Origin of the sequence: Thauera mechernichensis, from assembly GCF_029588855.1 — a bacterium.
GTDB lineage: Bacteria > Pseudomonadota > Gammaproteobacteria > Burkholderiales > Rhodocyclaceae > Thauera > Thauera mechernichensis.
In genome coordinates this window covers 126943-139401 of the sequence record NZ_JARQZE010000003.1, presented here as the reverse complement: position 1 = coordinate 139401, position 12459 = coordinate 126943, and the positions used below count along the sequence as shown (strand labels likewise).

Below are 12459 nucleotides of genomic sequence, written 5' to 3'. Positions count from 1 at the left end.
ATGAGCGTGATCAAGTCCAGCATCAACACCCGCAGCGAAGACTTCCAGGCCAACGCCGCAAGCCTGCGCGCCCAGGTCGAGGATCTGCGCGCCAAGGCCGCCCAGGTCAGCCTCGGCGGCGGCGAGGCCGCACGTGCCAAGCACACTGCGCGCGGCAAGCTGCTGCCGCGCGACCGTGTCGGTCACCTGCTCGACCCCGGCACCCCCTTCCTCGAAGTCGGCCAGATGGCCGCGTACGGCATGTACGACGACGAGGCGCCGAGCGCCGGCGTGATTACCGGCATCGGCCGCGTGCAGGGCGTCGAATGCATGATCGTGGCCAACGACGCTACGGTGAAGGGCGGCACCTACTACCCGATGACGGTCAAGAAGCACCTGCGCGCGCAGGAGATCGCCGAGCAGAACAACCTGCCCTGCATCTACCTGGTCGACTCGGGTGGCGCCTTCCTGCCGAAACAGGACGAGGTCTTCCCCGATCGTGACCACTTCGGTCGCATCTTCTTCAACCAGGCCAACATGTCGGCCAAGGGTATCCCGCAGGTCGCGGTGGTGATGGGCTCGTGCACCGCAGGTGGCGCCTATGTGCCGGCGATGTCGGATGAGACCGTCATCGTCAAGAACCAGGGCACCATCTTCCTCGGCGGCCCGCCGCTGGTGAAGGCGGCGACCGGCGAGGTGGTGAGCGCCGAGGACCTGGGCGGCGGCGATGTGCATACGCGCCTGTCGGGCGTGGCCGACCATCTGGCCGAGAACGACGCCCACGCGCTCTACATCGCGCGCCGCATCGTCTCCAACCTCAACCGCACGAAGCCGATCAACATGGCGCTCGGGCAGGGCGAGGCGCCGCTTTACGACCCGGAAGAGATCTACGGCATCATCCCCACCGACACCCGCAAGCCCTTCGACGTGCGCGAGATCATCGCCCGCGTGGTCGATGGCTCGCGCTTCGACGAGTTCAAGGCGCGCTACGGCACCACCCTGGTGTGCGGCTTCGCCCAGCTCCACGGCTACCCGGTGGGTATCGTCGCCAACAATGGCATCCTGTTCGGCGAGTCGGCGCAGAAGGGCGCGCACTTCATCGAGCTGTGCGGCCAGCGCGGCATCCCGCTGCTGTTCCTGCAGAACATCACCGGCTTCATGGTTGGCCGCAAGTACGAGAACGGCGGCATCGCCAAGGACGGCGCCAAGATGGTGACCGCCGTGGCGACCGTGCAGGTGCCCAAGATCACCATGCTCATCGGCGGCTCCTTCGGTGCCGGCAACTACGGCATGTGCGGCCGTGCCTACTCGCCGCGCTTCCTGTGGATGTGGCCCAACTCGCGTATCAGCGTGATGGGCGGCGAGCAGGCGGCGAGCGTGCTGTCCACCGTGCGCCGCGACGGCATCGAGGCCAAGGGCGGCAGCTGGAGCAAGGAGGAGGAAGAGGCCTTCAAGGCGCCGATCCGCGACCAGTACGAGTTCCAGGGCCATCCCTACTACGCCACCGCGCGCATGTGGGACGACGGCGTGGTCGACCCGGCGCAGTCGCGTCGCATCCTCGGCCTGTCGCTGTCGGCCGCGCTCAATGCACCGATCCAGCCGACCAAGTTCGGCGTGTTCCGGATGTAAGGGGGCGAGATGAGCTACGAGACCCTGGAGATCGTCCGCGCTGGTGGTGTGGCGACGATCTGGATGAACCGTCCGGACGTGCATAACGCCTTCAACGCGCAGCTGATCGCCGACCTCACCGCCGCCTGCATCGAGCTCGATGCCGACAACGCGGTGCGCGCGGTCGTGCTGGCGGGACGCGGCAAGAGTTTTTCGGCCGGCGCCGACCTCAACTGGATGAGGGCTGCCGGCGAGGCGAGCGAGGCGGAGAACTTCGCCGATGCGATGAAGCTCGCCGGCATGCTGCGCACCCTGGCGGAGATGAACAAGCCCACCATCGCCCGCGTGCATGGTGCGGCGCTGGGTGGCGGCATGGGGCTGGCGAGCGCCTGCGATATCTGCATTGCCGGTGACAAGGCGGTGTTTGCGACTTCGGAGGTCAAGTTCGGGATCATCCCGTCGGCGATCAGCCCCTACGTGATCCGTGCCATCGGCGAGCGCCAGGCCTACCGCTACTTCCAGACTGCCGAGCGCATCAATGCGACACGCGCGGCCGAGCTGGGGCTGGCCCATGAGGCAGTCGCCGCCGAGGCGCTGGATGCCAAGGTCGAGGAAGTGGTCGATGCGCTGCTGCAGGGCGGCCCCAAGTCGCAGGCTGCGGCCAAGGATCTGATCCGTGCGGTGGCCAACCGGCCGGTGAGCGATGCGCTGGTGATGGATACCGCAGGCCGCATCGCCAGCCTGCGCGCAACCCCGGAGGCCAAGGAAGGCCTGGCTGCCTTCCTCGACAAGCGCCCTGCAGCCTGGATCGCGCAGGGCTGAATGCCGGAATTGGGCCGAAATTGCGCCTGGCCTCGCGCCGAACCGACACAAGACACGCTGGAGACAACATGTTCGACAAGATCCTGATTGCCAATCGTGGAGAGATCGCCTGCCGGGTGATCAAGACCGCCCGCCGCATGGGCATCAAGACCGTCGCGGTGTATTCCGAGGCCGATGCCAACGCCCGCCACGTACGCCTGGCCGACGAGGCGGTGCTGATCGGCCCCGCGGCGGCGCGCGAGAGCTACCTCGTCATCGACAAGATCATCGCTGCGGCCAAGCAGACCGGCGCCCAGGCCATCCACCCGGGCTACGGCTTTCTGTCCGAGAACGAGGACTTCTGCCACGCCTGCGAGCGCGAGGGCATCGTCTTCATCGGCCCGCCGGTGTCGGCGATTCGCGCCATGGGCTCGAAGTCAGAGGCCAAGAAGCTGATGGACGCGGCCGGCGTGCCGCTCACCCCCGGCTACCACGGCGACGAGCAGGCGCCGGCTTACCTGCACCAGCAGGCCGACGCCATCGGCTACCCGGTGCTGATCAAGGCCGCGGCCGGCGGTGGCGGCAAGGGCATGCGCCTGGTCGAGAAGTCGGAGGACTTCATCGATCTGCTCGCCTCCTGCAAGCGCGAGGCCATCTCCAGCTTCGGCGACGACCATGTGCTGGTCGAGAAGTACATCACCAAGCCTCGCCATATCGAGATCCAGGTCTTCGGTGACACCCACGGCAACGTGGTGTACCTGTTCGAGCGCGACTGCTCGGTGCAGCGCCGCCACCAGAAGGTGCTGGAAGAAGCGCCCGCGCCCGGCATGACGCCCGAGCGGCGTGCGGCGATGGGCAAGGCGGCGGTCGATGCGGCCAAGGCGGTGGGTTACGTCGGCGCCGGCACGGTGGAGTTCATCGCCAACCAGGACGGTTCCTTCTACTTCATGGAGATGAACACCCGCCTGCAGGTCGAGCACCCGGTCACCGAGATGATCACCGGGCTGGATCTGGTCGAGTGGCAGCTGCGCGTCGCCTCGGGCGAGAAGCTGCCGCTGGAGCAGGAGCAACTGCAGATCCGCGGCCATGCACTCGAGGCGCGTATCTACGCCGAAGACCCGGCCAAGGGCTTCCTGCCCTCCACCGGCAAGCTGGTGCACCTGGCGCCGCCCGCCGAGTCGCTGCATGTGCGCGTCGACACCGGCGTCGAGGAGGGCGATGAGATCAGCCCGCACTACGACCCGATGATCGCCAAGCTGATCGTATGGGACATCAACCGCGACCGCGCGCTCGCCCGCATGCTGCAGGCGCTGGCCGACTACCGCGTGGTGGGTGTCGCCAACAACATCGAGTTCCTGTCGCGCCTGACGGCCTGCCCGGCGTTCTCGGGCGCCGACCTCGACACCGGCCTGATCGAGCGCGAGAAGGCCTACCTCTTCCCCGCCGACGCCGGGGTGGCGGACGAAGTGCTGCAGATTGCCGCGCTCGCCGAGCTGCTGCGCGAAGCGGCCCTGGCCGACAAGCGCGCGCAGCGCACGGCGGATGCGCGCTCGCCCTGGCATGCGCGCGACGGCTGGCGGATGAACGCCACTGCACGTCGCACCTTGCTGTTCCGTCATGCGGATACCGACCACGCCGTCGATGTCGCCTACCTGCCGGGGGCCTGGCGGCTCTCCATCGACGGTCGCAGCGTCGAGGCGCGCGGCGAGCTCAACGAGCGCGGGCTGCTGCGCGTCGAGCTCGACGGCACGCGCATGGACGCCACCGTGATCGCCGCCGCCGGCCGCCGCCACGTCTTCGCCAAGGGACGCGCCTGGCAGCTTGCTGCAGTCGATCCGCTGCACCACGGCGGCGAGGGGGGCGGCGCCGAGGGCGGCCTGCTGGCGCCGATGCCCGGCAAGGTCATCGCGCTCGTTGCCGCTGAGGGTGCCAAGGTAGAGAAGGGCGCGCCGCTGCTGATCCTGGAGGCGATGAAGATGGAGCACACCATCACCGCGCCCGCCGCCGGCACGGTCAAGGCCTTCCGCTTCGGCGTCGGCGACCAGGTGGGCGACGGCGCCGAGCTGGTGGATTTCGAGGCCACCGCGGCCTGATTCACGCAAGGCCGATTGCTGTAGGAGCGGCGACAGCCGCGAGGGGGTGAAGGCGCAGGCGTGCGGGTCAGATGCTTTAAAGGTTCGCGGCTTGCGCCGCTCCCACAGCAAGCCCCGCACGCCTGCGCCCTCCCTGCAGGAGCGGCGCCAGCCGCGAGCCTTTTGTAGTCGAAGTGGTACGCACACAAGAACAGGAGCGAGGACGACACGATGAGCAGCACCGCAAGCTATGTGCACGGCGCATCCGAAAAGCAACTGATCGGCCAGACCATCGGCCGCTTCTTCGACGAGGCCTGCGCCTCCCATGCCGAACGCGAGGCGCTGATCGTGCGCCACCAGGACGTGCGCCTGACCTACGCCCAGCTCAAGCTCAAGGTTGACGCGCTGGCCTGCGGATTGATGCGGCTTGGCCTCGAGCCGGGCGATCGCATCGGGATCTGGTCGCAGAACAACATGGAATGGGCGCTGACCCAGTTCGCCACCGCCAAGGCCGGGCTGGTGCTGGTGAACATCAACCCGGCCTATCGCCGCTCCGAACTCGAGTACGCGCTCAACAAGGTCGGCTGCCGTGCGCTGATCCTGTCGCCCGCTTTCAAGACCAGCAACTACCTCGAGATGATCGCCGACCTCGCACCCGAGCTCGGCCACTGCGAGCCCGGCCTGCTGCGCAGCCACCGCCTGCCCGCGCTCGAGATGGTGATTCGCATGGGCGCGGACAGGTCGCCCGGCATGCTCAACTTCGACGAGCTGCTGCGTGCGCCCGCTCGCGAGGAGTTCGCTGCGCTGGCTGTATTGTCCGAGAAGCTGCAGTTCGACGACCCGATCAACATCCAGTTCACCTCCGGCACTACCGGCCATCCCAAGGGCGCGACGCTGTCGCACCACAACATCCTCAACAACGGCTACTTCGTCGGCGAGGCGATCAAGCTCGTGCCGGGCGACCGCCTGTGCATCCCGGTGCCGCTGTACCACTGCTTCGGCATGGTGATGGGCAACCTCGGCTGCCTGACCCATGGCGCGACCATGGTGTACCCGGCCGAGGCCTTCGAGCCGCTGGCAGTGCTGGAGACGGTCGCGCAGGAGCGGTGCTCCGCGCTGTACGGCGTACCGACGATGTTCATCGCCGCGCTCGACCATCCGCGCTTCGCCGAGTTCGATCTCTCCAGCCTGCGCACCGGCATCATGGCCGGCAGTCCGTGCCCGATCGAGGTCATGAAGCGCGTGATCGGCAAGATGAACATGTCGGAGGTGACCATTGCCTACGGCATGACCGAGACCTCGCCGGTGAGCTTCCAGAGCGGTACCGACGACCCCATCGACCGCCGTGTATCGACCGTCGGCCGCGTCCAGCCCCATCTGGAAGTGAAGATCGTCGATACCGACGGCCGCATCGTGCCGCGTGGCACGCCGGGCGAACTGTGCACGCGCGGTTACTCGGTGATGCTTGGCTACTGGGGCGACGAGGCCAAGACCAGGGAGGCGATCGACGCTGGCGGCTGGATGCACACCGGCGACCTCGCGGTCATCGACGACGAGGGCTATTGCAACATCGTCGGTCGTATCAAGGACATGGTGATCCGCGGTGGCGAGAACATCTATCCGCGCGAGATCGAGGAGTTCCTCTACGCTCACCCCAAGGTGCTCGATGTCCAGGTGGTCGGCATTCCCGATCAGAGGTTCGGCGAGGAACTGTGCGCCTGGATCATCGTGCGCGAGGGCGAGGGCCTGACCGAGGACGAGGTGCGTGCCTACTGCCAGGGGCAGATCGCGCACTACAAGATCCCGCGCTACATCCGTTTCGTCGACAGCTTCCCGATGACGGTGACCGGCAAGATCCAGAAGTTCCAGATCCGTCAGAAGATGAAGGAGGAACTCGGCCTCGACGAAGCGAAGACCGCCTGACCAGGAGCATGCATACATGACCACACCGAAGCTGCCCAACGCCGTGCGCATTGTCGAGATGGGGCCGCGCGACGGCCTGCAGAACGAGAAGCAACTGGTTCCCACCGAGACCAAGGTCGAACTCGTGCGTCGTCTTGAGCGTGCCGGGCTCAAGGCGATCGAGACCACTTCCTTCGTGTCGCCCAAGTGGGTGCCGCAGATGGGTGACAACGCCGAGGTACTCGCGCGCGTGCTCGCGCAGCCAGCGGCCGGTGTCGCGTATCCGGTGCTGACGCCCAACCTCAAGGGCTTCGAGGCGGCGCTTGCTGCCGGGGCGAAGGAGGTGGCGGTGTTTGGCGCCGCCTCCGAGTCCTTCAGCCAGAAGAACATCAACTGCTCGATCGCCGAGTCGCTGGCGCGCTTCCGTCCGGTCACCGAGGCGGCGCACGCGGCCGGCGTGCGCGTGCGCGGCTACGTGTCCTGCGTGGTCGGCTGCCCCTACGAGGGTGCAGTGGCGCCGCAGGCGGTGGCCGAGGTCGCGGCCACCCTGCGCGACATGGGCTGCTACGAGATCTCGCTTGGCGACACGATCGGTGTCGGTAACCCGGCGAGCATCCAGCGCATGCTCGAGGCCGTGGCGATGCGTGTGCCGGTCGAGCTGCTTGCCGGCCACTATCACGACACCTACGGCATGGCGGTCGCCAACGTGCATGCCTCGCTGCAGATGGGCGTGGCGGTGTTCGACGCTTCGGTTGGTGGCCTGGGCGGCTGCCCGTATGCAGCGGGGGCATCGGGGAACGTTGCGACCGAGGATGTGGTCTGGCTGCTGCACGGCCTGGGCATCGATACCGGCATCGAACTCGACGCCCTCGTCGACACCGCAGCCTGGATCAGCGCTCAGCTCGGCCGCGAGCCGGCATCGCGCGTGGCGCGTGCGGTGCTCGCCAAGCGTGCCCAGCGCGCGCCGGCTGGTCCATAATCCTGGCTTTGGATCATGAGCTTGCCCGCACGCACGGGCAGCCGACCTGCCAACAGAGAGCTTCGCATGAGTGTTCCTTCCCCCTGTATCAACATCTGCCGCATGTGTCCGGACACCGGCTGGTGCGAGGGCTGCCAGCGCACGATCGACGAGATCACGCGCTGGAGCCGCAGCAGCGACGACGAGCGCCGCACCATCCTGGCCGCGGTTGCCGAGCGCCGTGAATGGCTGGGTGCGACTGCGCCGATAGCGGAGACACGTGCATGAGCGGCGACGCCCTGTGTGTCGGCGTGTGCATGATCGACTGGGATTCCGGCGTCTGCCTCGGTTGTGGGCGTACCGCCGACGAGATCAACGGGGTGCCGGTCGCACCGCCGCCGCCGGCACTCAAGGCCGATGACGCGGCGGTGCCGCTGCCGGCCAATGTCGCCGCCGAGCTCGGGGAGGGCAGCGATTGACCCAGCGCCCCCGTCTGCCGCGTACGCTGCAGGTGCTCGAGCGTGGCTGGCTGTCGGCGAACAACGTGGTGCTGGTCGACGGCGACGAGGCGACGCTGGTCGACTCAGGCTACGTGAGTCATGCCGCGCAGACGGTAGAACTGCTGCGCGACGCGCTCGATGGGCGCAGGCTGGGTCGGCTGCTCAACACGCACTCGCATTCGGACCACATTGGCGGCAACGCCAGCGTGCAGCGTGCCTTCGGCTGCTCGATCACCGTGCCTGTCGGCATGGCGCCGGCGGTGAATGAGTGGGACGAGCAGGCCTTGCTGCTGAGCACCGCAGCGCAATCGGGCGAGCGCTTCCATGCCGATGCCACGCTCAGCCCGGGCGAGCGCTTCGTCGCCGGCGAACTCGAGTGGGAGGCGATTGCAGTCCCTGGGCACGACATGGATGCGCTGGCCTACTACAACGCCGAGCGCCGCATCCTGATGTCGGGGGACGCGCTGTGGCGCGACGGCTTCGGCATCCTGTTCGCGGACGTGCTCGGCACCGGAGACGGCCTTGGCGAGGCGCGGCGGACGTTGGAGGAGATAGGCCGGCTGGCGGTGGATGTCGTCATCCCCGGCCATGGCGCACCGTTTGCCGAGTTCGACGATGCGCTCGGACGCGCCTTCGCCCGCTTGCGCGCCTTCGAGGCCGACAGCGCGCGCATGGCGCGCAACGCCATCCGCGCATGCATGACCTTCAAGCTGCTCGAGGTGCGCAGCATGGCGCTCGACGAGTTGCCGCGGCATCTTGCCGAGACGCCGCTCTACCGCGAGGCCAATGCGCGTTTTCTTGGACTGGACCCGGATGCGCTTGCTGCCTGGCTGGTGAAGGAGCTGGAGCGTGCCGGCGTTGCCCGTCGTGAGCATGGTGAGCTGGTTGCGCACTGAGCCATGCTTGCCCGCCTGATCCGCTCCGATCGGCCCGACGAACTGCAGCGCGGCCTGCGCTGGCTCTACGGTTTCGTGCGGCCGCAGCGACGCGCGATCGCGGGCCTGCTGTTGCTGTCGTTCGCCGCGACGCTGCTCGTGCTGCTGCAGCCCTGGCTGATCAAGCTGCTCATCGACGAAGGCCTGCTCGCGCGGGACTACGGCATGCTGCTGGCCGTCGCCGGGACGATGGTCTTGGTCGGCATCGTCGGCACCGTCCTTGCCGGCATCAACCGGCTGCTCCACACGCGGCTCTCCGGCACCATCCTGTTCGCCTTGCGCAGTGATCTCTACGGCCACCTGCAGCGCCTGTCGCCCGCATTCTATGGTCGTCAGCGCATGGGCGACCTGATGTCGCGCATCGATGGCGACGTCGCCGAGATCCAGCGCTTTGCGGTCGATAGCCTGTTCGCGGCCGTCAGCAGTCTGATCGGCCTCGCCGGGGCGGTATTGCTGATGCTCAGCCTGTCCTGGGAGCTGTCCTTGCTTGTTCTGGTGCTGGTGCCGCTCGAGGTGGTGTGGCTGCGCTGGATGCGGCGCAAGGTGGAGGTCGATACGCGGTGCGTACGCGAGCGCGCTGCCGATGTGTCGAGCTTCCTGGTCGAGACCCTGCCGGCGATGAAGTTCATCCAGGCCTCCAGCCGCGAGGCCGACGAACGCGCACGCCTGGACGCGCTGGGCGCGCACTACCTGGGCGGGCTGCTGCGCCTGCAGCGCACCGAATTCCTGACTCATGCCGTGCCGGCGACGCTGACCTCGCTGACACGCGCTGCCGCATTCGTGATCGGCGGCTGGTGGGTGATCAACGACGCCTGGCAGCTCGGCGCGCTGATTGCGTTCTCGACCTACCTCGGCATGGCGACCGGCCCGGTCAACAGCCTGCTCGGCCTGTACGTGGCAGTGCAGCGCATGAGCGTGAGCCTGATGCGGGTGAGCGAGTTGCGCGAGGCGCCGGTGGACGTCGAGATGCGCGTCGGGCTGCATGCGCCGGACGCCGCATGGCGGGGCGGGATCGAGCTCGACGATGTGGTCTTTCGCCACCCTGGGCGTCAGGAGGCCGTGCTCGATGGCGCTTCGGTGAGCATTCCGGCCGGCAGCAAGGTGGCGCTGACCGGTGCCTCGGGCGTGGGCAAGTCCACGCTCATCGATCTGTTGCATCGCCATTACGATCCTGCCGCCGGTGCAATCAGGATCGACGGCGTGGACCTGCGCGCGCTCGCCCTCAATGAGCTGCGTCGCGCAGTGGCGGTCGTCAGCCAGGACATCGTGCTGTTCCGCGGCTCGCTCGCGGCCAACATCCGCTATGCCGCGCCGCAGGCCGACGATGCCGCTGTACGCGAGGCGGCGCGGCGGGCGCAGCTCGATGTGCTGATCGCGCAGTTGCCGCAAGGGCTCGATACGCCCTTGGGCGAGCGCGGCCAGCAGTTGTCGGGCGGCCAGCGCCAGCGTATCGCGATCGCCCGTGCGCTGTTGCAGGACCCCTGCGTCCTGGTCCTCGACGAGGCGACCTCGGCGGTCGACGAAGCGACCGAGGCCGCGGTGATCGCCGAGGTCGATGCCCTGTTCGCTGGGCGTACGCGCATCCTGATCAGTCATCGTGCAGCCACGCTGTGCGGGTGCGATCTGCGCCTGCGCCTGGAGGGCGGCCGGATCGACGTCCTCGACCTGCCTGCGGAGCTCGCCTAGGTGGCGGCCGCGGCGCTGCGGGTGGCGTTCGTCGATAGCGGCTGCGCCCCCAGACACCAGAATTGCGTTGCGGCCGCGGCAGCCTTCGTGCTCGATGACCGCGGCGTGCGGCGCACCGAGGCTGCGCCCGACGCGCTCGGACATGGCAGCCGCGTCGCCGATATCCTGCTGCATTGCGCACCCCGGATCGAACTCCTGGTCGCCCAGGTGTTCCGCGAGCGTCTCGGTACCACGCCGCTGCAGGTGGCTGCCGCGATCGACTGGGCGGTCGAGTGCGGTGCCGGCCTGATCAACCTCAGCCTTGGCCTGCGTGAGCCGCGCCCCGTGCTCGCCGCCGCCTGTGCGCGCGCGCGCGCCGCGGGCGTGGTGCTGTGTGCGGCTGCACCGGCACGGGGCCCGGCGGTGTATCCCGCGGGCTTCGCGGGCGTGCTGCGGGTGACCGGCGATGCGCGCTGCGCGCCGTCCGAGATCGCGGCCCTGGGCGCGGAGCATGCCGATTTCGGCTCCCATGTGCGGCCGCTCGACGGCACACTGTCCGGCGCCGGCGCCAGCATGGCTTGTGCCTGGCTGAGTGGCCTCGCTGCCCGTCATCTGGCGGTGGCAGGCCGTGCCGACCAGCTGCATGCATGGTTGCGTGCGCAGGCTCGCCACCATGGTGCGGACAATCCGGGGAGCAGGACGCATGAGCAATGAGGGAATCGTGGTCATCGGCGCCGGGCCGGCGGGTGCGGCGACCGCGCTGGGGCTGGCCCGGCTCGGCGAGCCCGTCGTGCTGGTCGGTGAGCCGCGCCGGTTTGCCGCTGTCGAGGGGGTGTCGTCGCGGGTCATCGAGGCCCTCCGCAGTCTGGGTTTCGAGCGCGCGCTCGATGCCTTCGCGCCGCCCTCCCCGCGGCGAGCGAACTGGAACGGGGTGCATGCCGAGGCCAACTCCGAGAGCCTCGTCGATCGGCAGTGCTTCGATCGCGCCATGCTCGTGGATCTGGAGCGCCTGGGGGTGCAGGTGGTGCGCGGGCGCGTTACCGCCGTGCACGCGGAGCAGGGGCGCTACCGGATCGGCGTGGACGCCGCCGATCGCCGTCTTGCCCTGGCTGCGGACTTCGTGGTCGAGGCCCGTGGCCGTGCTGCCCCTGCGGGCGGGCGGCCGCGGCTGCGCGGGGTGGAGACGGTGTCGCTGCTGCAGTACTGGAGAGGCCCGGAAACCTCACCGGGTTCGACGGTGCAGAGCTGCGAGGATGGCTGGATGTGGATGGCTGCACTGGCAGATGGGCGGCGCTATCTGCAGCTGACCCTGGATGTCGCCACCGCAGGCCTGCCTGCCAAGAAGGCGCTCGGCGACTACTGCCGTGCGCGCTTCGAGGCTGTCGACGCGGCTGCAGCCTTCATGGCCGATGCGGCGCCGGTCGGCGAGCCCCATGCGCGTACCAGCACGGCCGTGCTCGGTGGCGAGGTCGCCGGGGACGACTGGCTTCGCGTCGGCGATGCGGCGATGGCGGTCGATCCGCTATCGGGCAACGGCATCTTCCAGGCGCTGTCTTCCGCCTTGCAGGCGCCGGCGGTGGTGGCGACGCTGCGCCATGACCCCGAGCATGGCGGACTTGCCCGGCGCTTCCACCAGCAGCGCATCGAACACCTTTTTCACCGCTTCGCCCGCATCGGCCGGGACTTCTACGCGCAGGAGTCGCGCTGGTCCGATGCGCCATTCTGGGCGGCGCGGCGCAGCTGGCCCGACGCCGCACCAGTGCACGCGGCGGTGACGCCGGAGACGGTGGGCATCGACAGCCGTCCGGTGGTCAAGGACGGCCGCATCGTCGAGCGGACGGTGGTGGTGACGCCCGAGCAGCCGCTCGGCGTGTGGCATCTGGACGGGGTGGAGCTTGCGCCGGCGCTGTGCGCGCTGCGTGCGGCCGGCGCGGGGGTGTCTCCTGAGGCGGTGCTGGAGGCCCGGCTGGGCCTTGCCGCGCCGCGGGCTTCGCAGATCGTGGGCTGGATGAAGGGTCAGGGGTGGATTTCCTGAGGCT

11 protein-coding genes are annotated in these 12459 nt (G+C 68.6%); all 11 read left to right on the top strand.

The window, feature by feature from the left end:
- The 11 genes from P7F68_RS05650 (at position 1) to qhpG (ending at position 12455) form a co-directional block, all read left to right on the top strand.
- Positions 1–1608: a carboxyl transferase domain-containing protein gene (locus tag P7F68_RS05650; protein ID WP_277831384.1), complete on the top strand. Its 1608-nt coding sequence runs from the start codon at positions 1–3 to the stop codon at positions 1606–1608.
- Positions 1609–1617: 9 nt separating this feature from the next.
- On the top strand, positions 1618–2409 hold the full coding sequence (locus P7F68_RS05645) for an enoyl-CoA hydratase/isomerase family protein (protein WP_002931260.1): 792 nt from the start codon (positions 1618–1620) through the stop codon (positions 2407–2409).
- 68 nt (positions 2410–2477) lie between these two features.
- Positions 2478–4481, top strand: a complete 2004-nt coding sequence (locus tag P7F68_RS05640; RefSeq protein WP_277831382.1) for an acetyl/propionyl/methylcrotonyl-CoA carboxylase subunit alpha — start codon at positions 2478–2480, stop codon at positions 4479–4481.
- A 210-nt stretch (positions 4482–4691) separates the two neighbouring features.
- On the top strand, positions 4692–6383 hold the full coding sequence (locus P7F68_RS05635) for an AMP-binding protein (protein ID WP_277831380.1): 1692 nt from the start codon (positions 4692–4694) through the stop codon (positions 6381–6383).
- A 16-nt stretch (positions 6384–6399) separates the two neighbouring features.
- A complete protein-coding gene (locus P7F68_RS05630; RefSeq protein ID WP_277831378.1) occupies positions 6400–7341 on the top strand; it encodes a hydroxymethylglutaryl-CoA lyase in 942 nt (313 codons plus the stop codon).
- Between the two features lie 66 nt (positions 7342–7407).
- Positions 7408–7608 carry a DUF1289 domain-containing protein gene (locus P7F68_RS05625; protein ID WP_083485734.1) on the top strand — a complete coding sequence of 67 codons (201 nt, stop codon included), beginning with the start codon at positions 7408–7410 and terminating at the stop codon, positions 7606–7608.
- Positions 7605–7799, top strand: coding sequence for a DUF1289 domain-containing protein (locus P7F68_RS05620; protein ID WP_277831376.1), 195 nt, complete (start codon positions 7605–7607; stop codon positions 7797–7799). The genes P7F68_RS05625 and P7F68_RS05620 overlap by 4 nt, the downstream gene beginning before the upstream one ends.
- Entirely contained in the window at positions 7796–8716 is a 921-nt protein-coding gene (locus P7F68_RS05615) for an MBL fold metallo-hydrolase (protein WP_002925637.1), read from the top strand. The genes P7F68_RS05620 and P7F68_RS05615 overlap by 4 nt, the downstream gene beginning before the upstream one ends.
- A gap of 3 nt (positions 8717–8719) precedes the next feature.
- Complete coding sequence (locus P7F68_RS05610; RefSeq protein WP_277831373.1) at positions 8720–10441, top strand: ABC transporter ATP-binding protein; 1722 nt, start codon at positions 8720–8722, stop codon at positions 10439–10441.
- The gene (qhpE, locus tag P7F68_RS05605) at positions 10442–11134 is read left to right on the top strand and encodes a subtilisin-like serine protease QhpE (protein ID WP_277831371.1); all 693 of its coding nucleotides are present in this window, start codon (positions 10442–10444) and stop codon (positions 11132–11134) included.
- On the top strand, positions 11124–12455 hold the full coding sequence (gene qhpG, locus P7F68_RS05600) for a flavin-dependent monooxygenase QhpG (protein ID WP_277831369.1): 1332 nt from the start codon (positions 11124–11126) through the stop codon (positions 12453–12455). The genes qhpE and qhpG overlap by 11 nt, the downstream gene beginning before the upstream one ends.
- Positions 12456–12459 lie beyond the last annotated feature (4 nt).